The organism is Pseudomonas ovata (assembly GCF_003131185.1).
In the GTDB taxonomy this organism is placed as follows: Bacteria; Pseudomonadota; Gammaproteobacteria; order Pseudomonadales; family Pseudomonadaceae; genus Aquipseudomonas; species Aquipseudomonas ovata.
In genome coordinates, this window is the sequence record NZ_QFFU01000007.1 from 129,893 (window position 1) to 156,857 (window position 26,965).

The following is a 26,965-nucleotide window of genomic DNA, read 5'->3' on the forward strand; positions in this document are numbered from 1 at the left end:
GCTGGGTTATGGGCCGGTTTTGAACTTGAAGGGTCATTGCGGTCTTAGCACCACAGACGCCCACAAGCGCAAAAAAGGATTGAAGCGTGAACACGATACAAGACTGGCTGCAAAGGTTGAATGCCCGCAAGACACCGGCCCCGGACTGGCAGGGCCAGCATCACCTGGAGGCGCTGCGCTTGATCGAGCAGGTCGGGACCGGGGTCACCTGGGTCGAGCTGAGCCGCCATCGCAACGGGTTCATCCGCGAGATCGCGGTGCGCACGCTGTGCGAGCAGCCCTCCCCCGAGTCCTTGAACGCCTTGATCGAGCGCCAGAACGACTGGGTGCCGCAGATACGCGAACTGGCGGTCCAGGGCGTGGTGCATTACCTGGTGCCATCGTGCGCCGAGTCCTTGTTGTGGGCGCTGGAGCCATTGATGGCCCTGGCCGCCCGGCACCGCGCCGACCACGGCCCGGTCCTGACGAAGGTGCGGGCGGTCTTGCAACTGCCGGAAAATCGCGATCAGGTGCATGCGCACTTTCTGACCCGGCAAAGCAAGGCGGCGTGCTACCTGTTCAGCCTGTTGCTGGACAGTGACCCGGCACCGCAGGCGCTGCTGCGCGATGCCTTGGCCCATCGCGAGGTCACGGTGCGGTTGCTGGCCATCGCCGCCTGCCAGGCCTTGCCGGTCGAAGACGCCCGGCCACTGCTGCTGGGCGCACTGGCGCAACCGGGGGCCAAAGTCCGGGTCTGCGCGATGCGCGCTTTGCTGCCGTTGCTCGACGATCCAAAGCCCGTGCTGCGCACGGCCTTGCTTGATGCCGCGCCCTCGATCCGCAACCTGGCGCACTGGATGGCGGCACGCAATGAGGTCGATGCCCGTGCAGTATTGAGCGAACGTCTGGCGCAGCCACTGCCCACCGGCAAGCGTGAGTGGCTGGGTGTGCTGGGCCTGGCGGCGGAATTGAACGTCGAGCTTCCCGGGCACTGGCAGGTGCAGGCGTTGCAGGGCGCCTGCGCCAGCGTCAGGAAAATCATCGTGCGCCGGCTGGGTGCAGACCAGTTGCCCGAGTTGCTCAACGCGCTGGATGATTCGGCCGAGGGCGTATTCAACGCCGCCATTGCCGGCCTGGACGCTCTGGCCTGGGCCACGATCAAGCATGAACTGGATACGCGCCTGGCCAGGGACTGGCATCACCTGCCGGCGGCCCGACGCATTGCCCTGTTCGGTGTACGCCCGCAATGGCAACAGGTGGCCTTTTTGCTGGCGCGCCTGGATCAGGAGCCTGAACGCATGGCCTTCTGGTTGCGGCAGCTGAACCTCTGGTGCCACCGCCAGTACCACGTGGTCGACCACACCACCTCCAGGGCCGAGCGCAGCCTGCTGATCGAACGACTGCAAGCCCTGGCAGAGCGCGGCCTGCTGGACCGCGATAATGTCAGCCGTATTGTTTGAGGCGCGTATGAACACACCCTCTTCACCTGTCAGCGCGCAACAGGCCCAGGCTATTGTCCTGGCGCTGTACACCGGCAGTGAGCGTCTGCATGAAGGCGAGCCGGAGCGTTACGCAATCCAGTCATGCGAGCGCTCGCCCCGGGGTGATTACTGGATCGTGCGCTGCAATACCGAGGACTGGGTGCTGAATCAAGAGTCGATGCGCTGCCTGGTCGGGGTCAATGCTCATCTGGTCAATGTCCACAGCGGCGAGGTGGACGTGGTGGCCAGCGTCATGAGCGTCGATGAGTACCTGCAGGACAAATACGACCTGATGACCGCGGCTGGCCAGGTGTATGTGCTGGGGCCGGCATTTGATCGTTCCGACAAGGCGGCGCTGATTAACCTGCGCCAGGCGCTGGCTTGCACCTACCCCGAGGCCTTTGCGCTGTTGTCGCCCGAGCACGCCCGGTGGCTGACGGGCACCGCGCGCCAGCTTGCCGAGGTTCAGCAATTGCTGGCGGGCGTGCACATCCGCACTGTCGTGACGCTGAATGCCAGCGCCGGCCAGGCAGTGCCGGTCGGGGTGGAAACCTGGTATGCGGAGGCGGCCCTGAAAGCGTTGCGACAGCGGCTACGGCTTGCCAACGGTTAACGGCTGGATTGCCGACTGCTGTAGGAGCCCGCTTGCCGGCGACCGAGTGCGCAGCGCTCGCAAAATCTCGGAAACGCCACAAATGTACGACTGCTAACGCAGCCGGTCGCGGGCAAGCGCGCTCCTACCAAGCGCGCAGTACATCAGGGGATCAGGCGTGCCTGGCGCAGGCAGTCAGATTGCCGACTGCTGTAGGAGCCCGCTTGCCGGCGACCGAGTGCGCAGCGCTCGCAAAATCTCGGAAACGCCACAAATTTACGACTGCTGCGCAGCCGGTCGCGGTGGTCCGGCATTCCGGCAAGCGCGCTCCTACTAAACGCGCAGTACATCAGGGAATCAGGCGTGCCTGGCGCAGGCGGTCAAAGACGTCGAAGAACGCCTGGTCGCTGGCCTGGAAGGCGGTGAAGCCCAGCAGGCGGCTCTTGGACATGTCGGTGACCACTTCGATAGGACGCCCCAGGTCGGCATCGGTGTGCCAAGGCGAAACCAGGCGGCTGATGTCGGCTTCCTGCAAGCCGTGCTCACGCACGATCTCGCTCCAGGCACGCTGGTCGTCGGCCATCTGGGTTTCCAGCGGCGAAGGCTGGGCCGGGAAGTCGGCCGGCCGGATCTCGAAATATTCGGCGATGCGACCCCACATCCACTGCCAGCGGAACACATCGCCGTTGGTAATGTTGAACGCCTGGTTGGCCGCCGCCGGCGTGGTCGCCGCCCAGAGCTGCTGCGCAGCCAACTGACGCGCGTCGGTCATGTCGGTCAGGCTGTCCCACTGGACCCTGGAACCTGGGAATACGAACGGACGGCCGGTGGCCTTGCAGATAGACGCATAGACGGCCAGGGTGGTCGCCATGTTCATGGCATTGCCCACCGCCACACCGGTGACGGTGTGCGGGCGATGCACGCTCCAGGTAAAGCCGTCTTTCTCGGCGGCGGCAAAGACTTCGTCTTCCTGGGCGTAATAGAAATTCTCGACGTCCAGCCGCCCTTGCGACTCGCGGAACGGCGTCTGCGGCAAGGTGCCTTTGCCATAGGCTTCGAACGGGCCCAGGTAATGCTTGAGCCCGGTCACCAGCGCCACATGCTGCACGCTGCCGGCCGGCCGCACGGCATCGAGCACGTTACGCACCATCGCCGCGTTGACGCGAATGTTCTCGGCTTCGGTGGCCTGGCGCGACCAAGTGGTGATGAACACATGGGTGGGCTTCACGTCTTTCAGCGCCTGGTTCAGCGAGGCCGGGTCCTGCAGGTCGGCGGCCACCGGAATCACCCCGGCCACGGTGGAGGGCTTGCGCGACAGCGCCGCGACCTGCCAGTGGTTTTCCAGCAACAGCTGGACGATAGCGCTGCCAACGATGCCGCTGGCACCGACGACCAAAGCGGTCTGGGACATTGGATTCTCCAAAGGTAGTGAAATGAACGCTGTGGCAGCGTCGGCCTCATAAGGCCGGCGCTGCGCCATGCAGGGTCAGAGCAGGCACAGGCACGAGAGGTTCAATGCCCGGCGACAACCTTCATCATGCCTGACGCCTCAAGGCTGGCCTGAGCGATTACGCAAAGCCATGATGCGGGCCGCAGACAGTGCGCGCAGGTCTTCGTTATGAAACACCAACAGGGCACGGAAGGCCTTGGTTTCCGAATCCCAATGTTCCAGGTCCTCCAGGCGAAAACGAAACCGGCCCAGATAGGCCGCTGCCAGGTCCGCCGCCAGTTGGCGCGCCGCTTCACCCGGGGTGCGCAGGGTCCAGTCGATCAGCTCGGCCACTTGCTGTTGCGGCGTGGGGGTCGATTGACCGTTGGCCTGTGCCTGAATGAAGTCATTGTAGAGCGCTGCACCCTCCTCGGGGTCGTCGGCAGGATTGCCAGGGCACAGCCGGTGCTCCCAGGGGAGGGTGTAGGTTGGCCGGCCGAGGATGTCGGTCAACATGTAATCGGTGGGTTTGGCCAGACGGTGCATGGGCGTCTCCTGCATGAAACAGACGATGGTAGTGACTGGGGGGCGTGCGAGTACAGCCTGCAAGTGCCTTTCACGGCTGAAGCGGATCGCCGCTCCCGGGATCCTGCTGCCCCATGCCTGCTGCGCGACAGCGTTGCACCCTGGCGCGCCGCGCCCTCACCTGAGTCTTTTACGACATCCTTTTGGCGCAGTTCGCTTGCGTTACCTAGACTCACTTTCGTGCTGATTCCGACAATACGCAGACAAGGGGCCTTCTATGCGCCTGCACTCGATACGCGTCCAGATGATATTGCCGATAGCACTGCTGGCCCTGATCCTTGCGGGCCTGTTGTTGTTCATGCTGTCGATGACACGCCTGCAGCAAGAGGCGATGCAACGCCAGACAGACCACTATTTCGAAGCCGCCTCCGTGGTGCTCAATGCCGATCGGGATATCTACCAGGCCCTGGTTGCCCAGGAACGGCTGATGAACGCTGAAGGCAACGCCGAAAAAAACCAGGCCGATTTTGATGAAAACGCCCAGCAGGTGAACGATCGCTTTCAGAAATTCCGGGGGTTCCTTGCCGGCGAGCCCGAGATATTGAAGCCGTTTGCCCATTTCGATCAGCTCTACAGTGAATGGCTGCAAGCCAGTCAGTCGGTCAATGCCGCCTCCCGGGCAGCCCAGCCCTCCTCCGCAGACCAGGCCGCACGCCTGCAGGCCAGGACCACGGCCAAAGAGCGATTTGCCGCCATTCGCAAAGTGCTCGACCAGGCCGGCGAAGCCACCAACGTGCATGCACGCAGCCAGAAAGAGGCCGTACAGGCACGCATCGCTGCCTATGAACAGATCGCTGTGGCGGTCATTGTCACCGCCTTCGTGATCGCCCTGCTGGCGGGTTATTACATGCCCTTGCGGCTGACCCGCAACGTGCAGCGCATCAGCCGGCGGATCAAGGAAATCGCCGAAGGCAACGGCGACCTGACCCAACGCATCAACTTCCACGCCCGCGACGAGCTGGGGGACCTTGCCCGTGAGTTCGACGGCTTTGTCGAACACCTGCGGGCGATCATCAGCGCCATCCAGACCCAGTCGGTGACGCTGGGCGGCATGACCGGTCAGCTCGACACCGTTTCCCGACAGGCCGGGCGCATCAGCGCAGGGCTGGTCAGTTCATCCGACGCCATGGTCAGTGCCGGCCAGCAGATGAATGCCTCGAACCAGCAGATGGCCAACCTGGCCAAAGGCACGGCCGACGAAGCCAACCTCTCCAGCCAGTTGACCCATGAAGGCGTCAGCGCGGTCAACCTGTCGAACCAGTCCATCGAACGGCTGGTGGCCGATATCGAGCAGGCCCTTGAGCGCTCGACCGACCTGGAGCAGAGTTCGGCCGCGATCGTGTCGGTTCTGGAGGTGATCCGTACCATCGCCGATCAGACCAATCTGCTGGCCCTCAACGCGGCCATCGAAGCGGCACGGGCCGGCGAACAGGGGCGCGGCTTTGCGGTGGTGGCCGACGAGGTGCGCACGCTGGCCACGCGCACCCAGGAAAGCACCCGCGAGATCGAGGCCATGATCGAGCGCCTCAAGAACAGCGTGGTCGAGTCGAGTACCGCCATCCGCAGCAGCCGCGACAATGCCCGCACGACCATGGAGCAGATCAATCAGGTCATCACGATCTTCGGCACCCTGAGCACCTCCTTCGACCGGGTCCAGACGATGGCCACGCACACGGCACAGACCACCGATGAACAGGCCAGGGCCTCGCACCACATCCGCGAAAACCTGCTGGCCCTCAAAGAACAGACCGACGGTGTCAGCAGCATGTCGGATGAAGTACAGAGTCAGTCGCGGCAGATCTCAGGGCTCTATCAGGCATTGAGCAGCCAGGTCGAACGCTTCAGGGTCTGAGCCGATCACGGGCATGGACTCACACAGGCGCAAACACACCGGCCTCTACCAGGAGACCCACCAGCCGCTCAGGCCATACCGTTTCCTTTGTCGCCCGCAAGTCTTGAGCGGACCACCAGCGGTGCTCCGCCATCACCTTACGCTCGTGCAAGGTCCATTCGGCACTGCAAAGCGTCTGGTCTTGCACATGAATCACGAAATACTGCTCGACGGCGAGCACCGTCTCGCCATCGGGCAGCATCAATGAAACCCGGCGATCGGCCACCGGCGCATCGACACGCTCAACCCGGATACCCGTTTCTTCCCGCAGTTCACGGATCGCGGCCGCCTGAAAGCTTTCGCCCTGCTTGAGGCCGCCACCGGGGGTGGCCCAGTGGCTGGTGCCGGCCAGGGCGTCCTGGGTGTGGACAAACCTGAACAACAAGACCTCGCAAGCGGGGTTGATCACCAGTAACCGTGCTGCCTTGCGTGCTCGCATCTGACGCGCCTTTTCCCTGACATTCCGAGCGGACCGGGACGGCCGCTGCAAGCCGGCAGAGCGTACCACTGCGTGAGGCCGGGCAGACCGAATCACTCTGGCTCCGGTCACGATTTACGCTTACCCTATGCCAACTCGTATTACCGCGGCTGCTGAACCCGGTATTCACGAGGACAAGACCATGCAAAGAACCCGCGCCTGGAGACGCTCCCAGGCCTGCAAGCACAACAACGACCAGAAAGTCCGTACACAAACATTCAAACCGCCCAAGAAGTGGAAGCTGATGTACACCCGCTCCGACAAGCTGGCCAGGGCTCGCCAGCTCGGCATGAGCTACCCCGTTCGCAACAACCGTCAATGGCTGGAGTACGCGTGACCAACCTTTTGTTTGTCTGCAGCCGCAACCAGTGGCGCAGCCCTACTGCAGAGGCGATCTGGCGCCGCCGTCCGGGCTTTGATGCCCGTTCGGCGGGCACCAGCCCCAACGCACGCAAACCCATTGGTCCTGCGGACATCCGCTGGGCCGACATCATTTTTGTGATGGAGCGCAAGCACCTGCACCGCCTCCAGGCCGACTATGCCCGCCTGCTTGAATACAAGCCGCTGCATTGCCTGGACATTGCCGATGACTATCGCTTCATGGACCCTGAGCTGATCGAGACCCTCGAAGACAGCGTGACGCCTTATCTGGACTGATACGTCAACCTGGCCTTGCTGTACGGTCCAGACACAGCAGCACCGAGGGCAGCGCACAGAAATACTTCCCGTCCCCACCTTGCAGAAAATTCCCGGCGCCTCACATAATGATAATGAATCCTAATTACATTATCCCTGGGCGCCATGCCAAGCCATTCTCCTTTCAAACAGCAGGTCGACACCTTCTATCGCGATCATCATCGCTGGCTCTTTGGCTGGTTGCGCCCGCGTGTCGAGTGCCGGGACCTGGCCGCAGACCTGGTGCAGGATGTCTTCATCCGTGTGCTGACCGCCCGGAACGGTGAGGCGCAGCTTGAGGCGGTACGTGAACCCAAGGGCTATCTGGCGACCATCGCACGGCGCCTGATGATCGACCATTTTCGTCGTGCGCGGCTGGAGCGGGCCTGGTTGCAGGCGCTGGCCGAGCAGCCGGAGGCGGCGACCATCAGCGAAGAAACCCGTGCCATCCTGCTGGAAAGCCTGTGCGCACTGGACGCCATGCTTGCCGGCCTGGGTGCCAACGTGCGCCGGGCGTTCCTGTTGTCGCAACTGGACGGCATGACCTACAGCGCCATCGCCGCCGAACTGGGCGTTTCGGTGGTGACCATCAACCGTTACATCGCCAAGGCCACACAGCATTGCGTGCTGTTCAGCCTGGGCGTGGTCGACGGCGGCGCATGACCACTCTGGATTCGCGGCAGATGACCGCCATCCGGCAGGCGGCCCAGTGGTTTACCACCCTGCAAGGCGAGGCGGTGACCGATGCCGACCAGAGCGCCTGGCGGCAATGGCTGGAGGCGTGCGCTGAAAATCGCTGGGCGTGGGAACAGGTACAGGGCGTGCAGCAACGCCTGCACGGGATGCCGGCCGGGCTGACCGGGCGTGCCTTGAGCCTGGCCGGGCAGCCGCAGAAGATCGGCCGGCGCTCTGTACTCAAGGGCCTTGCGCTGGCCGCCGGCACCGGTTTGCTCGGCTATGGCGGCTACCGCGAGGCACAGACCTCAGGCTGGATGGCCGACTACCGCACCGCCACGGGCGAACAGCGCCAGGTGACCCTGCCCGATGGCTCGCACCTGCAGCTCAACACCGCCAGCGCCGTGGACATGGCCTACAGCGCCAGCGAGCGGCGCCTGGTGGTGCGCGAGGGCGAAGTCTTGATCACCACGGCGGCGGACAACGCCGGCCGGCCGTTTTTCGTGCAGACTCCGTACGGCACCGTACAGGCCCTGGGCACCCGCTTTTCAGTGCGCCGCGCAGGTGAGCAGGATCATGTCGCGGTCTTCGAGCATCAGGTGCGCATCACGCCTCTGGCCGGTCAGCCCCTGGTGCTGGCCACCGGCACCCAGTGCGCCTTCAACCGGCATCAGGCCGACGCCGTAGCGCCGCTCAACCCCGGACAAGATGCCTGGGCCAAGGGCGTGCTGGTGGCCAACGACCAGCGCCTGGATGCGTTTCTCGCCGAGCTGGCCCGCTATCGCCGGGGCTGGCTGCACTGTGATCCGGCGGTGGCCGGGCTGCGCATCAGCGGTGCATTTGCCGTGAGCGATACCGATCAGGCTTTGCATGCACTGAGCACCAGCCTGCCGGTACGGATTGAGCAGCACACGCGCTATTGGGTCACGGTCACGGCCCGCTGAAATTATCTTCAGCGCAGATGATAGGTTTTCTCGTTCTCATTCGACTCATTGGGCAAAGGGCGCTGCGCGTCCCACCTTGCCCACTTTCATCACGAGAACCACCCGACATGAAACGCCCTTCACAGCCCGGTCGCCTGGCGACCAGCCTTCGCCATGCCCTGCTCTGCTCGACCTTGCTGACGGCCGGTGCCGGCGTGCAGGTGCACGCTGGCGAAACCGTCGTGCGCGAGTACCACATCAGTGCCGGCGACCTGGGCGCGGCCCTGACCCGCTTTGCGGCCGAGACGGGCGTGGTGTTGTCGTTCGACCCGGCACTGACGCGTGGGCAGCGCACCACCGGGCTGGAGGGCCGCTTTGCTGCCGCCGAGGGCCTGGCGCGCCTGCTGTCTGGCTCAAGCCTGCAGGCCATTCGCGAAAACGACGGGCGCTATTCGCTTCGCGCTGCCCGTCAGGACGCCTCGGTGGTGGAACTGGGGCAGACGCAGATCGTCTCCAACGAACTGGGGACCATCACCGAGGGCTCGGGGTCCTACACACCGGGCACGATTGCCACGGCCACGCGCCTGGTGCTGTCACCGCGTGAAACCCCGCAGTCGATCACCGTCGTCACGCGCCAGCACATGGACGACTTCGGCCTCAACAGCGTCGACGACGTGATGCGCCACACCCCGGGCATCACCGTCTCGGCATTCGACACCGAGCGCAGCAACTACTACGCGCGCGGCTTTTCGATCAACAATTTCCAGTACGACGGCATTCCGTCCACGGCGCGCAACGTCGCCTACTCGGCCGGCAATACCCTCAGCGACATGGCCATCTATGACCGCGTCGAGGTGCTCAAGGGCGCGACCGGCTTGCTGACCGGTGCTGGCTCCCTTGGCGCCACCATCAACCTGGTGCGCAAGAAGCCCACCGCCGATTTCCAGGGCCATGCCAGCCTGGGCGCCGGCTCCTGGGACAACTACCGCAGTGAGCTGGACGTCAGCGGCCCGTTGACCGAGACCGGCAACGTGCGCGGCCGTGCGGTGGCGGCCTACCAGGACAAGCACTCGTTCATGGACCGCTACTCGCGCAAGACGCCGGTGTACTACGGCATCATGGAGTTCGACCTGTCGCCGGACACAATGCTGACCGTGGGGGGTGATTACCAGGATAGCCTGCCCAAGGCCTCGACCTGGTCGGGCAGCTTTCCGCTGATCGACGCCAACGGCGAGCGCAACCATGTCTCGCGCTCGTTCAACAACGGCGCCGACTGGAGCAGCTGGGAGCAGTACACGCGCACCGTGTTCGCCATGCTGGAGCACAATTTCGACAACGGCTGGGTCGCCAAGCTGCAGGTGGACCACAAGATCAACGGCTACCACGCGGTGATGGGCTCGATCCAGGGCAGCACCCCCAATGCCGATGGCACCTCCTCGATCACCCCCGGCAAGTACACCGGCGAAACCGTCAGCGACTCGGCCGACCTCTACCTCAGTGGACCGTTCAGCCTGCTGGGGCGCGAGCATGAGCTGGTGGTGGGCGGCTCCATCGCCACCTCGAACTGGAAAGGCAAGGGCTTCTGGAACTACACCCCCTACGGCCCCAACGTGGTCGACTTCAACAACTGGCACGGCAACTTCCGCGAGCCGGACTGGGGCGAGCAGGCGCAGACCATCGACGACACCGTGCGCCAGACCGGTGCCTACATCACCACCCGCCTGAACCTGGCCGACGACCTCAAGGTGCTGCTCGGCGGGCGCGTGGTCAATTACCAATTGACCGGCCTGACGCCGTCGTACAAGGAAACCGGGCGTTTCGTGCCGTATGTCGGCGCCATCTATGACCTGAACGACACCTACTCGGTCTACGCCAGCTACACCGACATCTTCATGCCCCAGGAAAACTGGAACCGCGACCGTGATAACAAGATCCTCGAACCCGACGAAGGCCAGAACTACGAGCTGGGCCTGAAGGCCGAGTTCTTCGACAAGCGCCTGAACGCCAGTGCGGCGTACTTCGAGATCCATGAAGACAATCGCTCGGTGTCCGACGACGAGTACAACAACCGCCAGCCCACCCCGTCCAACTACGCCTTCAAGGGCACTCAGGCGGTGACCAAGGGCTACGAGGTCGAAGTCTCCGGCGAAGTGGCGCCCGGCTGGCAGGTGCAGGCCGGCTACACGCACAAAATCGTGCGCGACGACAACGACGTGAAGATCTCGACCTTCGAGCCTGAAGACCAGGTCACCCTGTACACCTCGTACAAACTGACCGGCCGCCTGGACAAACTCACCCTCGGCGGCGGCGCGCGCTGGCAGAGCGTGGCCTGGCAAGACATCTACAACTCGCCCAAGGGCGGCTACGAGTCATTCTCACAGGAATCCTACTGGCTGGTGGATGCCATGGCCCGCTACCAGTTCAGCGAAAACCTGTCGGCCACGCTCAATGCCAACAACCTGTTCGACAAGTCGTACTACACCAATATCGGCTTCTACAACTCGGCGGCGTATGGCGAGCCACGCAACTTCATGCTGACCACGCGCTGGGATTTCTGAGCGTGCGGTGATTCACCTGATAGACAGGCTTGGCGACCGTTGGTCGCTCCTGCGTGATTGGCGGGAGCAACCTACGGTCGCGCATGAGCCCTGCTGCGCCTCTGATCATTCATGCGATGAATACCCCTGGTGCACCCTTTCGATTTCCATTCGCCGTGTCAATCCCCCACGCTGCCCTCCTTCAAGGCAACCCACAGGGATGGAACCATGTTCAGCAAAACCGTACTTCTCACACTGATGCCCACGGCCATGGCCTTCATGGCCGGGGCGGTGATTCCGTTCCAGGCCGCCAGCAACGCGGCGGTCGGGCGGGCCTTGGGGCATCCGCTATGGGCGGCGCTGACCTCGCTGACCCTCAGCACGATCGTGATCATCGCCCTGCTGCTGGTGCTGCGCATTTCTGCACCGGACATCAACCGGGCGTTGCAGGGTTCGTGGTGGTTCTGGATCGGCGGCGTGCTGGGGGCGTTTTATGTCGGCTCGGCCGCGGCGTTGATCCCCAAGCTGGGCGCGGCGGGCTTTCTGGTGCTGGTGGTGGCCGGGCAGATTCTGGTGTCGGTGATCATCGACCACTTCGGCTGGATGGGCCTGACCGAAAAACCTCTCAGTCTGCCCCGGCTGGCCGGCATCGTACTGATTCTGGGCGGGGTGCTGCTGGTGCAATACACGCCCGGCGCGGCCATCCGCGATAACCCGGCGCAGACCGTCAAGTAGCGGACTCGGCCCGACCTGTCGGCTGGCTGCACGCCAGAATTGCCTCGCGCAACCAGCGGTGGCCGGGGTCGCTGTCCTTGCGCCGATGCCAGGCCTGTTGATAGGCAAACGGCGCCAGCGCCAGCGGCGGCTTGAACTCACGCAAGCCCTTGTAGGCCTTGAGCGAACCGATGGCGCGGCGCGCCACCGTGAGGATCAGGTCGGTGCCGGGCAGCACCTCGACCGCCGCGCTCCAGTGCGGCATCACCAGCACGATCTCGCGTTGCAGCCCCTTGGCTGCCAGCGCCCGTTCGACCTCGTCCTGTGCATCGGGCCGCATGGCCAGCATCACATGCGGTCGCGCCAGCCAGTCGTCCAGTGCCAGGCCACCCCTGCGCGGCAACACTCGCTTGTCGGCCAGGCTGACGAAACGCTCCTCGAACAGATCCTGCACCCGCACATCGTCAGCCACCGCCGGGAACAGCCCCAGCGCCAGGTCCAGTTCACCGTCGAGCAACTGCGCCAGCACGGTCTCGCGGCTGGCCTGGCTGATCGCTAGATGAATGCCCGGCGCCACCTGCCGCAAATGCCCGACCAGCCGCGGCAGGACCAGCCGCGACGCATAGTCGGACAACGACAGCCGAAAACGACGCTGCGCCAGCGCCGGATCGAAATCGGCCGCCGCCAGCAAACCGTTGAGGCTGCCAAGGGCCTCCTGCAGCGGCCGGGCCAGCGCCTGCGCCCGTGAAGTCAGCGCCATCTGGCCATGCTGGCGAATCAGCAACGGGTCGTTGAAGTGCGCACGCAACTGCGCCAGCGCATGGCTGACCGCCGGCTGGCTGCGGTGCAGGCGTTGCGCGGCACGGGTGACGTGGCGCTCGGTCAGCAGCGCATGCAGGGCCAGCAGCAGGTTGAGGTCGATCTTGCGCAGTTCATCCATGCAGCGAATAACCTCGGGGCTGGTGCGGGAATTTCATTCGATTAGAGGATGAAAACGCCACGCCGGCAAGCGGTCAGTTCTTCCAGCAATCGACCAGGCGCTCGCACACCCCGTAGCGTCTATCCAGGTCGGCCATGCGCGACAGATGATCGCTGTAGCCCTGCTTGAACACATCCTGGGTGAGCGCACGGTAGTACTGGGTCCTGGCGCTGTTGACTTCAAGGATCCGGCCTTCATCGGCACTGTCGCTGTCAGGCAGCAGGCGCTTGAGCTCGGCGTCATCAAGCTGGCGCAGGCGCGTGCGGTAGTCGTCCTTGTACAGTTGCAGGGCACGCGCCTTGCTGGCCATCACGTCCTGGGTATAGGCCTGCAGGTTCTGCCGGTACTCGGTCCAGTAGGCCGGCGGCAAGGTGAAGGTGATCTTCTGCTGACGTTCCTTGAGGCTTTTCTCGATCAGCCGCGTACGGTCCGCTTCGCTGCCGACGGCCAGCTCGGCCTTCATCTGTTCGGTCACGCTGTCGTCGATGATCTGCGCGATCATGGCTGTGCGTTCCGGGGTATCGGGCAGCAGCGTGGGCGCCGCCGGGAAGACCGGGTTGCTCCCGGCACAGCTGGGCAGGCCGTTGTTCAACAGCGGCACCGGCGAGCGCACTACCTCACCGTTCAGCGCATGCAGACGCATCAGCGACGACACGCACTGACGGTCGCGCCAGGAAAAGGTCAGCTCGTATTCGGCATTGGCCTGCGGCACGAAGTTGAACGCGTTGGTGCACACGCTGCCGGTGCTGAGCGTGTTGGGCCGCAGCAGTACTTCGTTGCCGGGCTTGAGGCGAATTTCCAGGTAGGGTTCGTCGTCGCTGGACGGCGCAATGCTCATGCCGGCGCGGCGCCGGGTGTCGGCCGAGAACAGGTTATTCATCAACCCGGTGGTCTGCCCGCCGCAATGGGCCGCATCGAACACATCCATCGTGACGTTGTCCATGCCGCTGATGAAGCGCAGCCTGGCCGCGTCGGCCTCGGTGGCATCGGGATAGGTGCCGTTGAAACTGCAACCACCGAGCAAGACGGCGCTGCCCACCAGCAGGGCGAATGAATGCAGAAAACGGGAGTCGAAGGTGACCATGAGTCGTCCTTGAAAGAATTGATACGCGCGACGATGCCATTCGGAGTGTTCCAACGACCTCGCCATTGTCCAGGTGCACTGGACCTGCGCAAGGCGACGAGGTTCCAGACAAGGGGGTCAATTGATGCGACAACTTCTGGCCATAGGGCTTTTAGGGATGATAGGGGGCTGCGCCACGATGCCCGATGAAGTCAGGCTGGACTCTTCCGTCTACTCGGCCGACAACGCAGGCCTGGTAACCGGCGCCCTGGCCGAAGGCGGCCCCTACGGCACCTGGATCGAGTTTCTCAACCTCGACACCGGCAAAAGCGTGGGCTGGGGCGCGCAGAACTACTACACCGCCTGGCTGCCGCCGGGCCACTACGAAGTCCATAGCCTGGGCTCGCGGCGCGGTGTAATGGGCCCCTACTCCAGACCCCTGCGCTTTACCGTGCAACAGGGCGCCATCAACTACCTCGGTGAAATGACCTACGGCTGCTCGTCGCTGGTACACCCCGATGCGGTGTATGGCGTGAAGAACTGTGGCTTGCTGGCGCTGTTCAGCTGCGACGTACCGGCGCCGAGCATTGGCGTGTGCGTGGAAGACCGACAGCAACAGAGCGTGCGCCGCCTGCTGAAAAAGAACCCGGAATATGCCCACCTGCCGGTGCGCTCTGCGGTGATGTCGCAGCAGGACCGATAGCCACCTGTGCGCTGTCGCGCAGCACACAGGTGGCCCGGTAGGAGCCCGCTTGCCGGCGACAAGGTCCGCAAGGACCTTCTTGCGATGGTGAGGCCACTATTTTCACGACTGCTGCCGCAGCCGATCGCGGTGGTCCGGCATTCCGGCAAGCGGAGGCGCCGATACAACAGAACACTAAGGAATGAGTTGCTGGACAATCTCGGCCAACCGCGTGCCCACCTGCAACTTCAGCGTCTCGATAAAGCGCGTGATCTTGGCATCGACAAACTGCCGTGACGTGTAGACGGCGTACACGTTGCGCTCATGCGTGTGGTATTCAGGCAACACCCGCACCAGCGCCCCCGAGCGCAAGTCTTCGATGGCACTGAAGCCGGCCAGCAAGCCGATACCCGCCCCTTCTCGAACCGCCACGGCCATAGCGTCCATGTCATTGACACTGAAACCGGGCCCTGCGTGGACAAACGTCGCCTCACCGGCCCGGCTCTTGAGTTGCCACTCATCACGCCCATAGTCCACGGTGCTCAGTAACAGGCATTGATGATCGCCCAGTTCATCAGGCGTCGCCGGGGCCGCATGGCGCGCCAGATACGCCGGGGATGCCACCAGCACGCAATGGCTGACGCCGATTTTCTGGCTGACACAGGCCGAATCCGGCAGCGTCCGGGCAATCAGGATCGACACATCCAGTTGGTCTTCCAACAGGTTGGGCATGCGCTGGGACAGCAACAGGTCCACGGTGACGTCCGGAAACTGACTGCGATAATCAAGCACCGCCCGGGTCACCAGTTGCCGCGCCAGCCCTGGCACACAATGCACCCGCAATGTGCCCCTGGGCTGCAGGGCGGCATTGCTGGCCTCGGCTTCGGCCTGCTCCAGATCGGCCAGGATTTTCGTGCACCGCTCATAAAAGCGCCGGCCGGCATCGGTGACCGACAGGCGCCGGGTCGAGCGCTGCAACAGGCGCGTGTCCAGTGCACTTTCAAGGGCGGTGACGGCACGCGAGACATTGCCGACCGTCGAGTCCAGATGGTTGGCCACCGCCGTGAAACTGCCCATCTCGACCACTTTCACATACACCGACATGTTCGAAAGCTTATCCATTGCGACTTTCCTGCCGACCTGATTGCATCTGTATTCCCTTGAAGACGTGCGTGCCATCCAACCATGGCCACGAATGCTACACCCTCCCCGCAGCACTCGATATTACCGCCCGCCACAACACTGATTCCCTCGCGGGCGGCTAAATCAAACGATCGGTCCTCCATAAACTGGATTGCACAGGCCGCCAGCCAGGCGCCGAACGCTTGCCAACCCACAGAGGGCCCGTGTCATGAATACCGCTTACGACCCGCTTTATCTTTTTATCGAGGGTAAATGGATCGCCGCCCAAGGGCGCGACACCGCCGCCGTCGTCAACCCGGCCACTGGCCGTGAACTGGGGCGCGTGCCACTGGCCGGCGCAGACGACCTTGATCATGCACTCCAGGTAGCGCAGCGCAGCTTTGCAACCTGGCGCCAGACCGTACCGGCCCAGCGCGCCAAGGTGCTCAAGCGCGCGGCCGAGCTCATCCTGGAACGCGCCCCTCACATTGCCAGGCAGATGACGCTGGAAGAAGGCAAGCCGCTGGGCGAAAGCCTGGATGAAGTCACCCGCGCTGCCGAGTACTTCGAATGGTTTGCCGAAAGCGCCCGACGCATCGATGGCCGTATCGTGCCGGCCAATCGTCCCGGCGTGCTGCAGATGGTCAAACGCCAGGCCATCGGCCCGGTCGCGGCCTTCACGCCCTGGAACTTTCCGGCCATCACCCCGGCCCGCAAGCTTTCGGCCGCCCTGGCGGCCGGCTGCAGTGTCATCCTCAAGCCAGGTGAAGAAAGCCCCGCCACCGCACTGGCCCTGGCACGCGCACTGGATGATGCCGGCTTGCCCAAAGGCGTACTGCAGGTGGTGTTCGGCGTGCCGGACCAGGTGTCCAGCCACCTGATTGCCTCGCCTGTCATTCGCAAGGTGACCTTTACCGGCTCCGTGCCCATCGGCCGGCTGTTGTCGGCCCGGGCGGCCGAGGGTGTCAAGCCCATCACCCTGGAGCTGGGCGGGCATGGCCCGGTGCTGGTGTTCGAAGACGCCGACATCGAAAAAGCCGCCGTCGAAGGCGTGGCCAACCGCTTTCGTGGCACCGGCCAGGTGTGCATCTCGTCCACACGGTTTCTGATCCAGCGCGGCGCCTATCGCGCCTTTGTCGATCACTTCGTGACCGCCACGCAGGCTTTGAAGATCGGCGACGGCCTGGCGCCCGGCACGCAGGTCGGACCACTGGCCAACCCCCGGCAACTGGCCAAGATGCAGGCACTGGTCGCCGACGCCGTCGCCAAGGGCGCACGTGTGCTGGCCGGAGGCAAGTGCCTGGACGGTGACGGTTTTTTCTTCGAGCCGACCGTGCTGGCCGATGTGCCCATGACCGCCCGCATCATGCACGAAGAACCCTTCGGGCCCATTGCCGTGCTGATGCCGTTCGACACGCTGGACGATGGCCTCCAGGAAGCCAACCGCCTGCCCTATGGCCTTTCGGCCTACGCCTTCACCGCCAGTGCCCGCACCGCCATCGACGTGGCCGACGGGCTGGAGGCCGGCATGATCGGTATCAATCAGTACCGCATCGTCGCCACCGAACTGCCCTTCGGCGGCCTCAAGGAAAGCGGCCATGGCTCGGAAGGCGGTATCGAAGGCATCGAGCACTATCTGACGAACAAATTCATCAGCCAGGTTTGAACACCCATTTACCGAATCGGAGAGACACGACCATGAAAGCCATCGACCTCAAGACCTTCGGCGCTGCTGATGTATTGCAACTGGCGGATGTGCCCGAGCCTGAAGTGCGCCCGACCGACTTGCTGGTGCGCGTCCATGCCGCCGGCGTGAACCGTGCCGACCTGACCCATCGAACCGGCGGCTACGGCCATCCGAACTTTGGTGATTCGACGATCATGGGCCTGGAAATGGCCGGCGAGGTGATCGCCAAAGGCGGTGAAGTGACGGGGTTCGAGGTTGGTGACCGGGTCATGGGCTTGGTGGGCGGCGGCGCCTACGCCGAGCAGGCGCGCATCGACTACCGCATGGCCATGCCCGTTCCGGCGTCGCTGGATTACGTGCAGGCTGCCGCCATTCCCGAGGTCTTCGTCACGGCCCATGAGGCCATGATGCACCTGGCGCAGCTCAAGCCTGGCGACTCGGTGCTGATCCATGCCGCCGCCGGCGGCGTGGGATCGGCGGCCGTGCAACTGGCCCATGCTACAGGCGCCACGGTGTACGCCACGGCGCAAGGCCGGAAACGGGCGCAGGTCGAGCACCTGGGCGCCAACGTCGTCATTGACTATACGACTCAGGACTTTGCCGAAGTGATCGCCGAGAACACCCAAGGGCGCGGTGTCGATGTGGTGATCGACTTTGTCGGCGAACCCTACTTCGCCCGTAACCTGGCCTCACTGGCCTACGGCGGTCGACTGATCCAGGTCGGTATCCTGGGCGGCGGTGGCCAGGTCAGTGTGGCGCTGCAAGATATCCTCTATCGCCACCTGCGCATCATCGGCACGGTGATGAAATCGCGTACTCCCTCAGAAAAGCACGCCATGATCCAGCGCTTTCGCGCGCACTGGCTGGAACGCTTCGACGAAGCAACAGGCCTTGCGCCGGTCGTGGACAGCACCTTTGCACTGTCACGCGCCGCCGATGCTCATCGGCGGATGGAGTCAGCAGAAAACGTCGGCAAGATCATTTTGACAATGGCGCCTGCAGACCTGGTCTGAGCCCCCTCAACGTCTGAAAAAGAGGCTGCACGCAATATGCACAATGCGCCGAAGATCACCTTCTACATATCAGGTGTTTGCCGCGCGACAGCGTGCCGCTTTGGTGCCGGTCAGACACACCGGTTGGGCATCTAGCGCTTTGCCAACACCCTGGCCAGCATTGCCGTGACCACCACCGCCAGCACCACGGCCGCTGCAATCGACAGCAACGCGCCCCATTGCACGATGCAATGCTGCAGCGTCAGGTAAAACCCCACCACCCCCACCGCGCCAATGGCATTGCCCCGGATGATCGCTGTCAGCTCACCCCGCCCGCCCTGCACATGGGCGAACACCGCCAGCGGCCAGGCAATCACCGGGATCGGCGCCAGCAGGCCGCTGACCACCGGGCCCAGCCAGGTGGCGCTGGCGGTGATCGCCAACAGCAGCAACGTGGCCGTGACCATGCGCATCGGAATCACCCAGCGCGGCACCGGCACGCAGGCTGCAGCCTGGGTTCGCGCCTGTCTGGTGGTGAAGACGATGATCAAGCCCACCAGCAGCAGCGCGACAGTGATCGACAGGGTCAGTACGCCCAGGCGGCTCATCAGCCAGGCCACAGCACCATACACCACCAGGGCGGCCAGGCATCCGGGCAGCGCCGACACATGGCGCGTCACCCACCAGTAGAACAGGTACGTCGCCTGGATCGCCGCCAGCCCGGCCAATGCCCCCGGCACGGCCATCAGGGCAAAGGCGCTGCCCTGCTCCAGGCTGAGAAACAGCATGACCAGCGCCGAGGTGATGGGCAGCCCCGAGAGCAGCCCGCCGACCGCAGTGCCCCAGCGCCTGGCCGCCAGCGAGATGGCCAGCATAAGCGCGGGGGTGATGAGCAACTTGAGGTAGAAGGCCGTCATGCAGGGATACTTCACATCCAGAGAAAGCCGTGAGCCTAATACTTTTGGCGCAGGTTTGCCTTGTGGAGAACGCCTTGCCTCAACCTGACGCCATGATGATCGCCTGCTTCAGCAGTCGTGGAGACCTGATGCTATTCGTCCCTTCTACCAAGAACTGGCGAGGGTTTGCGCGGTCAGTTGCACTGAATTGACCCACAGGACACATGAGTGAAACGACAACAACCCAACGCAGAGGTCTCATGAAGCCTTACCTCTTGTCCGTGTCATTGGCCTTGCTGACGGGATGCAGCACCGGGCCCTATCTGCATCCGGACTCACCGGTGGGCACCAACGCCCTGCTGTCACGTACCTGTCCGGGTCCCAAGGCCGCGATGAGCTACGCGCCACTATCAGAAGAACTCAACTGGGTGCATGTGCTGGTCTATGCAGCACCGCCGGGCGCGGTGAGCTGGCCGGACAAGCAGCGCTCCACGGACACTGAACTGCGTCTTTTCGGTCGCCTCTACACGCCTCCACGGCTGCGTAATCTCAATACACCCGAGCAACGCCAAGCGGCTTACAAACAGACCGATCCGCCACTGTGGGTCAGTGCGGCCTCTCCCATCGTTACGGTGACGCTCGCCAGTGGGGAAACCTATCCTGTCAGCATTGAACAACTGAAGACCGGCTTTGATCCTAGGAAGCAATTCCACGAAGGGTTCAAGGGCACCGCACTGGGTCAGGGCGATATGGATGACTTCACCCTCACTTTTCCAGATATCTTCGTTAACGGTGAAAAAATCCCCATGGCGCCCGTTCATTTCAAGAAACGCGAGGAACGCTACGCACCGGTCTTCAATTGCTGAGCGCTTGGTAAAAACCTGATAACACCTGACAAGAGAACGCAATGAACGTCCAGCAAGCCCTTGATCTGGTGTACGCCAGGCTGCTGGGAGAACACTCACTCCCGGTAAAAATCCGCACCCGGCAACCGCTGTGCAAGCAAGAGGTCGAGGCGTTGTTTCTGGCCATTGATTTTCTGACAACGCACTATAAAGACCATGAGCTGATCCCCAAGACGCTGGCCTCGGCCTTTGTCGATATTCATGGCAGCTTCAGTGTGAGCGATAAGGTCGTTGGCGAGGTCGAAGCCCGGTGGTACGAGGCGATCGGCATCGCGCTTCAGGATAAGGCTTATGCGTTGCTGGAATGAGGTCCAGGCGTGTCATCGCGGCAATATTCCATCTTGTGAATCGAGGTCTGACAATGCCTGGCTATGAGGATCAATCATGAACAGTCATCCACTGCGCCATGCGCTCCTGGTCTTGCCCTTCTTCCTGTTGTGCGGCCCCGTGCAGGCCTCGACCTGGCAGATTTGCCGCATGGAGCTGCGCATCACTGAGGTGGTAAAGCAGCCGTACCCGCAACTCAAGGCCCAGGTCTTGAAGGTGAACCCCGCATCGGCCACGGTGGAGTGCCCGGCACAAGGCGCGACCCTCACGTTTACCCCGGAAACCACCGATTACCAACGCACCCTTCCACGCCGACAGTGGCCAGGCAAGGGGCAGTCTGTGCGCATCGACTATCGCTATCTGGATGGTGTTTGCAAAGGCGATGGCCACAGCCATGAGTGCCGTATCAAACACTACCCAATGGCCGGTCCTTGACGCCTGATTGTGACTCGGCTCATCTCAGTACTTATGGACAATGCCCAGCCTGCCCATGATCTCCAGCGCATTGACCAGCCCCAGTCCGTTCATGGGCAGGCAGGCAAAGGCCTGGTACTCATCAAAGTGAGTGCCCAGCGCCAGCAGCTTCAAATCATGGGACTCCAGGTGCGTATTGAAGTACTGGAGCAAGGCACGCCCCCAGTCTTCGGCCTGGTTGACCGCCTTGACTGTCCTGGCATCCGGCACGGGGATTTCGAGACCTGCCAGCCGCAGCGGTGCCAGCTCATTGACGGCGCTGACCCCACCGGACGCCCACTCCTTCCATTCGAAATGAGCCAGTTGACCCGCCTCGGTGAGCGCTGAGGCGAGTTGATTCCAGGCCCGGTTCCACGCCGTCTGCGATGCAGCGGCCGGCAGGTTTTCAACCAGCGCCTGCGCCCGGTCCTCATCGAACAGGCAATCGAACAGGTCGGCCAACGCATCGGCTATATCCAGGGGTGGTATTTTCAGCTGAGGATCCAGATCCTGACTCAAGCGCTGCCACAAAGTGGCCAGTTCCTCCCAGTCGTCTTCATCCATGTCGTCATCGATCATCCGGGCCTTGTGGCCACGGCGGTAGTTATCCAGCCGCGTCATGCGCACACAGACCTCACCCCCGGCGATGCTGACCTCATAGCTGCGGTTGTCCATGAAGCGGGTCTGGAAGGCAATGCGGTCGGCGAACACATCATGGACGATGCTTTCTTCGGCATCGAAATACGCCGCGCCCTCGGGCGTGCCGTGAGCGGTGGTGATGCGCTGGAGCGACAACGGGTCGATAGAAGTCATAAGGGTGTGAGCCGCATGGGTGATGAGTGAGTAAGGCTGCCAAGGGCGAGATAGCTCATATCCAGCTTGATGGCTGGCCGTTTCAACCTGCCGTTTGAACCACCGTTTTCAGAGCGATGAGGGTGCGGCATCTTGTACTATTTCGCTTGCCACAAAACCCACCCCGCATTGATCGCAATAAAAGCCATCGACAAACTGCTCCAGTGGCGGCGCGTTCATAAGGTCAGGCTTGCATTCATCAACAGCCAGCTGATCGAGGCGTTGATAGCCTGCTCTTTCTTCGCCGTTGAAGCGCTTTTTCGGGCTTGCTGCGCCTATGAGCATTTGCTTTGGCCTGACGTATTGGGCAGAACTGCAGCGGGGGCAGGATTGCATGACGTAAAGGCTCATGGTGTGACCTGCTCTGAGGGTAGCGAGAGTGGTGAATTCAAGGGGCTTATCCTGTTCGACGCAGTGGCCCTTGCACCTGTGGTTCTTTTTGGCCTGAAATACCCTGCATCCTCGACATGTGCAGGGGCTGCCGCCTGAACAGACACGTCAGCACTGACGCCCCAGCTGTTTTTCCATAATGATCGTCCGCTCAGCGCCATAAAACGCGTCGTGGATTTTCCGATAGCCCAGTGCCGCATAGAATGCCTGCGCCGTCATCGAGGACGGTACACGTAAAGTGCCAACTCCGGCACTGGCAGCAGCCGCATGAATGACATTCATCAACTGCCGACCGACCCCTGCCCCCTGATAGGCAGGGTCAACGAAAACGCTTCTGACCACATCACCGTCGAGGCTTGCCGTGCCGGCAATCAATGACCCTGACACGGCGACGAAAACCTGACGTTTATCGAGCAACGCGCTGATGGCTTCAGGGCTGAAGCTGCGCTCGACCCGAGCGATAACGTCAGGTGCATAATCCTGCGAATTTGATTCATGAAGGGCCGCGATCACTACACGGCTGATCGCTGCCGTGTCTTCGCCTGTGGCGGGCCGAACCTGACATGCCATGCGCAAAACCTCAGTGTTCGATGCAAAGGTTCATCAAGCCATAAAGGAGCAATGGCCACAGATCATTGAATGGAAACCACCCGGCGTGTTTCGAGGCACGCCTTTACCTGATCACGTAACGCGCCGGCCTTCCAGAGCAGAAAACACATACATACCCGCCAGCAAGGCCAACAGGAATACACCTGCCTGCCAGTGCCCGGTAAGCACAATGGCAATCGCGGGGCCGGGGCAGATGCCTGCCACGCCCCACCCGACACCGAATACCAGGCTGCCACCGATCAGGCGGGCGTCCAGTTCGCGCTTCACGGGTAGCTGCATCCGGGCGCCCAGCAAAGACTGCTTGTGCGTGCGCGCCCAGTTCAGCGGAATGACCGCCACGGCAATGGCGCCGGCCATCACGAGCGCAAGCGACGGATCCCAGGCTCCGCCAATGTCCAGAAAAGCCAGCACCTTGGCCGGATTCGCCATGCCGGCCAACAGCAGGCCCAGGCCAAATAGCACGCCCGCAACAAATGAGGTCAACCTGATCATCTTCAAGCGCCCAGTACGTGGCGGCTGGCGTACACCGTGGCAAATCCGCTGGCCATGAAGCACAGCGTCGCCACGATGGAGCGAGGCGACAATCGGGAAATCCCGCACACGCCGTGACCACTGGTGCAGCCCGAAGCGTAACGGGTGCCCACGCCGACCAGCAGGCCCGCCACGATAAGGGCTGGCCACTGTGCATCAATCTCTATCACCGGCAAGACGGTGAACACGCCCCACAACACTGGCGCAACCAGCAGGCCAAGCAGAAACAGGGCCTTCTCGCTCCAGCCCTCACTGCCAGGCTGCAGCACGCCGGCCAGCAAGCCGCTGATGCCAGCGATTCGGCCATTGGCCAGAACGAACACGCTGACGGCCAGCCCTATCAGAGCCCCTCCGAACAACGAAGTCCACGGCGTGAAGCTGATCCAGTCAATGCTCATTTTTCTATCTCCGCCACACAGAGGCGGCTAAAGGAGGCTGATGTTATTGGATGCAATGGGCGTCGACTCATTCCAGCGCCTGCAATGAGGACTGTTCGAGTAGCACCGCGCCTTCTCCCTGCTCGCGCAAATGATCACCCGGATTGCGCAGCGGACAGTCATCCATGGAGAGGCAGCCACAGCCGATGCAGCCATCGATTTGATCGCGTAACCGGGTCAGGCTGTCGATGCGCTCGGTAAGCATGTCTCGCCACTGCCTGGAGAGGTGAGCCCAGTCCCTGGCTGTCAGCGCTCGCCCGGGGGGAAGCCCGTCCAGCGCGTCCTTTATCGCCGACAGGGGAACGCCTGCGCGCTTGGCAATCTTGATGATCGCAATCCGGCGCAGTGTATCGCGAGGGTAACGCCGCTGGTTGCCGGCGTTGCGCTGCCCCTGGATCAGGCCTTTGGCTTCATAGAAGTGCACGGTCGCAACCGTCACCCCGCATCGGCGCGCCAGTTGCCCGACCGAAAGCGCGACGCTCACATCGATCATGAAGGATTCCCCTGTTGACCTCATCTATACATGAGGTTTTATAAGGAGTGTCACCTTGCCTTGGCAAGGCTTCATTTGCCGCATGCGGTGACACCTGGAAAGGAATACACATGGATAAGCATCACGTTGCATCGGGCTGGGCTGCCTTGCTGTCGGGCCGCAATGGCGTACGCTCACTCGCGCTGGCTGGGGGCGTTGTGCTGCATGCGATTAATGTCTATATCGCCACCACGATCCTGCCATCGGTGGTCAGGGACATTGGTGGCCTCGATTACTATGCCTGGAACACCACCCTGTTCGTCGCCGCCTCCATCCTCGGCTCGGCGCTGGCGGCAAAATTGCTGGCCACGGCGGGGCCTCGCAGCGCGTACGTCATCGCCACGCTGGTGTTTACCATCGGCACGCTCCTGTGTGCAGTGGCCCCGTCCATGCCGGTCATGCTCGGCGGCCGTCTTGTCCAGGGTCTGGGCGGCGGTTTTTTGTTCGCGCTTTCCTACGCCATGATCCGGCAGGTGTTCGATCAAGCGTTATGGCCGCGGGCAATGGCGCTGGTGTCCGGTATGTGGGGCGTGGCCACCCTGGTCGGTCCGGCCGTCGGCGGCCTCTTTGCCGAACTTGGCGCCTGGCGCGCGGCGTTCTGGTCGCTGGTACCCGCCGCCTTGCTGTTCGCCGGACTGGCGGTGGTGGTGCTGCCCAGGCGCGGCACGACCAAGGCCGAACGCTCACCGCTACCGCTTGCCCAACTCGTGCTCCTGACAGCGGCCGTGCTTGCCGTTTCGTTCGGCAGCGTCTCTGCTGCCCTGCACTGGAATCTCACCGGGCTGGCTGTCGCCGGGTTGCTGACAGCCTTGTTGATCGGTACAGAAAACCGCGCCCGGCAGCGGTTGCTGCCGACCGGAGCCCTGCGCAGCACAACGGCGCTGGGCGCACTCTATGCCACGATGTCGCTGCTGGCGGTGGCCGTCACCAGCGGTGAAATATTCGTTCCGCTTTTTCTTCAGGTGCTGCATCAGCAGTCGCCTCTGATGGCCGGGTATCTCGCCGCGCTGATGGCGGCCGGGTGGACGTTGGGGTCCATTGCCAGCGCAGGCGTCAGCGCCAGGCACGTTCGCTACGCGATGCTGCTGGGCCCCTTGCTGGGTGTGGCTGGCATGCTGACGCTTGCCGTGTTGATACCCCGTGAAAGCACCGGTAACGGGCTTGCCCTCGGCCCGCTCTGCCTGGCGCTGGTGGCCATCGGTTCAGGCGTGGGCATGGTATGGCCGCACCTGCTGACTCAGGTGTTTCAGGTCGCGCCGGCCGGCGAGCAGAACCTGGCAGCGGCGTCCATCACCACCGTACAGCTGTTCGCCACTGCGCTCGGCGCAGCACTGGCCGGCATGGTGGCCAACGTGGCCGGCCTTACCGACCCGGGCGGCACCGAGGGAGTCGCCAATGCTGCGGCCTGGCTGTTTGGCCTCTTTGCCCTGGCGCCGATGCTGGCCGTCTTTATTGCATGGCGCGTCATCAACCAGCGCGTGGTGACGTCAGCGTGACTGGGGCGCGACCTGCTGGTGTGCTAGATAACCGGCCAGATGCGTGCGGGCCCACTGCTCGGCGGTGGTGACCGCAATCGACTGCTGCGCATTGAATGTCGCCGCTTTGGGCCACGCCACGCCTCTGCCTTGAGCGAATACGGCGCGGTATTTTTTGATGTGATTGGCAGGGTCTTTTTCCAGTGCCTGGATCAGCTGTTCAACGGTCCATACGTTGCGCTTGAATGGACGTTCCAGCACCCGCTCAAGGAGGCTCGCCACCTGCCCGTACGTCACTGTGTCGCCGGCCAGGTAGACGATCTGATTGCGCAGATGCGGCTCGAAGAACACGATGTCGGCGGTCAGCGTACCGATGTCGTCAGGGGTCGTGAGCGTCACACTGTTGTCAAGACTGCCCAAGGCGTTCACCGCGTCGTGCTCAAGATCGACGACCTCGAACACAGGCTCGAACAGGAAGCTGGTGAACATGCCCGTCGAGATGATGACCCATTCGGTCTGGTCCTGGGCACGCAGCAACTCGCGCACATCAAGCTGGGCATCGAACAGGTCCTGGGGACTGCCTCGGCCGATCTCGTCGTAGTCAACGCCAAACTGCCATGGGAAATAGCGCTTCACACCGGACTTGAGCGCTGCGGTAGCCAGCTTCATCGGCGTTTCCCGACCGGCGACCATGCCGGCGCAGCCGATGACGGTGTCGAAGCGTGCGAAGATTTCAGCCAGTTGCTCGATTGAATCATTTACCAGATCGGCAGCGACCATCTGGATGCCCAGACCGCGCAGCTCATCGATTTCTGCCTTTTTCTCAGGCACCTGCGTGTGGATTGTCGATTCCCTGAGCAGGACGCCGATGCTGGAGCCGGGCGAGCGCTTCGACACCCGCGCAAGATTGCGCAGCACCGGCAGGCCAAGCTCGCCGGCCCCCAGAACGAGAATGGATTGGGGGGAAAGCGGGGTGACTTCGGTCATGACTGCTCCTGAAACCTGTTGTCTGTAAGATGCGCAAATGCTTGCACACTTGCGCAGCGCTCAGAAGAAGGCACACCGGTGATACCA

At 62.9% G+C, this 26,965-nt stretch carries 29 protein-coding genes and 2 pseudogenes; 17 read left to right on the forward strand and 14 right to left on the reverse strand.

The features are described 5' to 3' along the window. The first annotated feature begins 86 nt into the window (after positions 1-86). Together DGA31_RS12245 and DGA31_RS12250 are read left to right on the forward strand one after the other, a co-directional pair. On the forward strand, positions 87-1,439 hold the full coding sequence (locus tag DGA31_RS12245) for a PBS lyase (protein ID WP_109512708.1): 1,353 nt from the start codon (positions 87-89) through the stop codon (positions 1,437-1,439). Between the two features lie 7 nt (positions 1,440-1,446). Further along, positions 1,447-2,073, forward strand: coding sequence for a hypothetical protein (locus DGA31_RS12250; RefSeq protein WP_109512709.1), 627 nt, complete (start codon positions 1,447-1,449; stop codon positions 2,071-2,073). A 328-nt stretch (positions 2,074-2,401) separates the two neighbouring features. Here DGA31_RS12250 and DGA31_RS12255 read toward each other — a convergent pair whose 3' ends face one another. Both DGA31_RS12255 and DGA31_RS12260 read right to left on the reverse strand, forming a co-directional pair. Next, on the reverse strand, positions 2,402-3,463 hold the full coding sequence (locus DGA31_RS12255) for an SDR family oxidoreductase (RefSeq protein ID WP_109512710.1): 1,062 nt from the start codon (positions 3,461-3,463) through the stop codon (positions 2,402-2,404). A gap of 138 nt (positions 3,464-3,601) precedes the next feature. Beyond that, entirely contained in the window at positions 3,602-4,027 is a 426-nt protein-coding gene (locus DGA31_RS12260; protein ID WP_109512711.1) for a hypothetical protein, read from the reverse strand. Between the two features lie 886 nt (positions 4,028-4,913). Between DGA31_RS12260 and DGA31_RS30720 the strand changes: the two are divergent. Continuing rightward, positions 4,914-5,063, forward strand: a pseudogene (locus DGA31_RS30720) (HAMP domain-containing protein); the annotation flags it as partial. Positions 5,064-5,375: 312 nt separating this feature from the next. Then, positions 5,376-5,918: pseudogene (locus tag DGA31_RS30725) on the forward strand (methyl-accepting chemotaxis protein); the annotation flags it as partial. Between the two features lie 19 nt (positions 5,919-5,937). Here the strand turns inward: DGA31_RS30725 and DGA31_RS12270 are convergent. After that, on the reverse strand, positions 5,938-6,396 hold the full coding sequence (locus DGA31_RS12270) for an NUDIX hydrolase (protein WP_109512713.1): 459 nt from the start codon (positions 6,394-6,396) through the stop codon (positions 5,938-5,940). Between the two features lie 181 nt (positions 6,397-6,577). Here DGA31_RS12270 and DGA31_RS12275 point away from each other — a divergent pair, with 181 nt between their 5' ends. The 6 genes from DGA31_RS12275 to DGA31_RS12300 all read left to right on the forward strand — a co-directional run bounded on the left by DGA31_RS12275 (position 6,578) and on the right by DGA31_RS12300 (position 11,980). Next, positions 6,578-6,772, forward strand: a complete 195-nt coding sequence (locus DGA31_RS12275) for a hypothetical protein (protein ID WP_109512817.1) — start codon at positions 6,578-6,580, stop codon at positions 6,770-6,772. Beyond that, on the forward strand, positions 6,769-7,092 hold the full coding sequence (locus tag DGA31_RS12280) for a low molecular weight protein tyrosine phosphatase family protein (RefSeq protein ID WP_109512714.1): 324 nt from the start codon (positions 6,769-6,771) through the stop codon (positions 7,090-7,092). The genes DGA31_RS12275 and DGA31_RS12280 overlap by 4 nt, the downstream gene beginning before the upstream one ends. A gap of 144 nt (positions 7,093-7,236) precedes the next feature. Then, complete coding sequence (locus tag DGA31_RS12285) at positions 7,237-7,773, forward strand: sigma-70 family RNA polymerase sigma factor (protein ID WP_109512715.1); 537 nt, start codon at positions 7,237-7,239, stop codon at positions 7,771-7,773. Then, complete coding sequence (locus tag DGA31_RS12290; RefSeq protein WP_109512716.1) at positions 7,770-8,729, forward strand: FecR domain-containing protein; 960 nt, start codon at positions 7,770-7,772, stop codon at positions 8,727-8,729. The genes DGA31_RS12285 and DGA31_RS12290 overlap by 4 nt, the downstream gene beginning before the upstream one ends. 107 nt (positions 8,730-8,836) lie before the next feature. Continuing rightward, positions 8,837-11,266, forward strand: coding sequence for a TonB-dependent siderophore receptor (locus tag DGA31_RS12295; RefSeq protein ID WP_109512717.1), 2,430 nt, complete (start codon positions 8,837-8,839; stop codon positions 11,264-11,266). A gap of 207 nt (positions 11,267-11,473) precedes the next feature. After that, complete coding sequence (locus tag DGA31_RS12300; protein WP_109512718.1) at positions 11,474-11,980, forward strand: DMT family transporter; 507 nt, start codon at positions 11,474-11,476, stop codon at positions 11,978-11,980. Here DGA31_RS12300 and DGA31_RS12305 read toward each other — a convergent pair. Next, positions 11,973-12,899 (reverse strand): LysR family transcriptional regulator, encoded by a 927-nt coding sequence (locus DGA31_RS12305; RefSeq protein ID WP_109512719.1) that lies wholly within the window; start codon positions 12,897-12,899, stop codon positions 11,973-11,975. The genes DGA31_RS12300 and DGA31_RS12305 overlap by 8 nt on opposite strands. Before the next feature lie 73 nt (positions 12,900-12,972). Next, the gene (locus DGA31_RS12310; protein WP_109512720.1) at positions 12,973-14,022 is read right to left on the reverse strand and encodes a hypothetical protein; all 1,050 of its coding nucleotides are present in this window, start codon (positions 14,020-14,022) and stop codon (positions 12,973-12,975) included. 178 nt (positions 14,023-14,200) lie between these two features. Here DGA31_RS12310 and DGA31_RS12315 point away from each other — a divergent pair, with 178 nt between their 5' ends. Beyond that, positions 14,201-14,704, forward strand: coding sequence for a hypothetical protein (locus tag DGA31_RS12315; protein WP_241509575.1), 504 nt, complete (start codon positions 14,201-14,203; stop codon positions 14,702-14,704). A gap of 174 nt (positions 14,705-14,878) precedes the next feature. On the opposite strand, the gene DGA31_RS12320 is transcribed toward DGA31_RS12315, so the two are convergent. Next, on the reverse strand, positions 14,879-15,805 hold the full coding sequence (locus DGA31_RS12320) for a LysR family transcriptional regulator (protein ID WP_056840333.1): 927 nt from the start codon (positions 15,803-15,805) through the stop codon (positions 14,879-14,881). Positions 15,806-16,034: 229 nt separating this feature from the next. Between DGA31_RS12320 and DGA31_RS12325 the strand changes: the two genes are divergently transcribed. Both DGA31_RS12325 and DGA31_RS12330 read left to right on the forward strand, forming a co-directional pair. Then, entirely contained in the window at positions 16,035-17,471 is a 1,437-nt protein-coding gene (locus tag DGA31_RS12325; protein WP_109512722.1) for an NAD-dependent succinate-semialdehyde dehydrogenase, read from the forward strand. Between the two features lie 32 nt (positions 17,472-17,503). After that, positions 17,504-18,505: an NAD(P)H-quinone oxidoreductase gene (locus tag DGA31_RS12330; RefSeq protein ID WP_109512723.1), complete on the forward strand. Its 1,002-nt coding sequence runs from the start codon at positions 17,504-17,506 to the stop codon at positions 18,503-18,505. Between the two features lie 131 nt (positions 18,506-18,636). On the opposite strand, the gene DGA31_RS12335 is transcribed toward DGA31_RS12330, so the two are convergent. Next, positions 18,637-19,401 carry a hypothetical protein gene (locus DGA31_RS12335; RefSeq protein WP_109512724.1) on the reverse strand — a complete coding sequence of 255 codons (765 nt, stop codon included), beginning with the start codon at positions 19,399-19,401 and terminating at the stop codon, positions 18,637-18,639. Between the two features lie 239 nt (positions 19,402-19,640). Between DGA31_RS12335 and DGA31_RS12340 the strand changes: the two genes are divergently transcribed. The 3 genes from DGA31_RS12340 to DGA31_RS12350 all read left to right on the forward strand — a co-directional run bounded on the left by DGA31_RS12340 (position 19,641) and on the right by DGA31_RS12350 (position 21,047). Beyond that, positions 19,641-20,246 (forward strand): hypothetical protein, encoded by a 606-nt coding sequence (locus DGA31_RS12340; RefSeq protein WP_109512725.1) that lies wholly within the window; start codon positions 19,641-19,643, stop codon positions 20,244-20,246. 41 nt (positions 20,247-20,287) lie between these two features. Continuing rightward, positions 20,288-20,593 (forward strand): hypothetical protein, encoded by a 306-nt coding sequence (locus DGA31_RS12345; protein ID WP_109512726.1) that lies wholly within the window; start codon positions 20,288-20,290, stop codon positions 20,591-20,593. Between the two features lie 76 nt (positions 20,594-20,669). Then, a complete protein-coding gene (locus DGA31_RS12350; protein WP_109512727.1) occupies positions 20,670-21,047 on the forward strand; it encodes a hypothetical protein in 378 nt (125 codons plus the stop codon). A gap of 24 nt (positions 21,048-21,071) precedes the next feature. Here DGA31_RS12350 and DGA31_RS12355 read toward each other — a convergent pair whose 3' ends face one another. From DGA31_RS12355 to soxR, 6 genes are all read right to left on the reverse strand, one after another. Further along, entirely contained in the window at positions 21,072-21,878 is an 807-nt protein-coding gene (locus DGA31_RS12355) for a DUF6630 family protein (RefSeq protein WP_109512728.1), read from the reverse strand. A gap of 108 nt (positions 21,879-21,986) precedes the next feature. Beyond that, the gene (locus tag DGA31_RS29610; RefSeq protein WP_152035027.1) at positions 21,987-22,268 is read right to left on the reverse strand and encodes a hypothetical protein; all 282 of its coding nucleotides are present in this window, start codon (positions 22,266-22,268) and stop codon (positions 21,987-21,989) included. Positions 22,269-22,415: 147 nt separating this feature from the next. After that, entirely contained in the window at positions 22,416-22,877 is a 462-nt protein-coding gene (locus DGA31_RS12365) for a GNAT family N-acetyltransferase (protein ID WP_109512730.1), read from the reverse strand. A 111-nt stretch (positions 22,878-22,988) separates the two neighbouring features. Next, positions 22,989-23,408, reverse strand: coding sequence for a DUF6691 family protein (locus DGA31_RS12370; RefSeq protein ID WP_109512731.1), 420 nt, complete (start codon positions 23,406-23,408; stop codon positions 22,989-22,991). A gap of 2 nt (positions 23,409-23,410) precedes the next feature. Continuing rightward, entirely contained in the window at positions 23,411-23,845 is a 435-nt protein-coding gene (locus DGA31_RS12375) for a YeeE/YedE family protein (protein WP_109512732.1), read from the reverse strand. A gap of 67 nt (positions 23,846-23,912) precedes the next feature. After that, positions 23,913-24,377 (reverse strand): redox-sensitive transcriptional activator SoxR, encoded by a 465-nt coding sequence (gene soxR, locus DGA31_RS12380; protein WP_109512818.1) that lies wholly within the window; start codon positions 24,375-24,377, stop codon positions 23,913-23,915. A gap of 110 nt (positions 24,378-24,487) precedes the next feature. On the opposite strand from soxR, the gene DGA31_RS12385 reads away from it, so the two are divergent. Continuing rightward, positions 24,488-25,912 carry an MFS transporter gene (locus tag DGA31_RS12385; RefSeq protein WP_109512733.1) on the forward strand — a complete coding sequence of 475 codons (1,425 nt, stop codon included), beginning with the start codon at positions 24,488-24,490 and terminating at the stop codon, positions 25,910-25,912. Here DGA31_RS12385 and DGA31_RS12390 read toward each other — a convergent pair. Then, on the reverse strand, positions 25,904-26,878 hold the full coding sequence (locus DGA31_RS12390) for an aromatic alcohol reductase (RefSeq protein ID WP_109512734.1): 975 nt from the start codon (positions 26,876-26,878) through the stop codon (positions 25,904-25,906). The two genes, DGA31_RS12385 and DGA31_RS12390, sit on opposite strands and share 9 nt — an antisense overlap. Between the last annotated feature and the right edge of the window lie 87 nt (positions 26,879-26,965).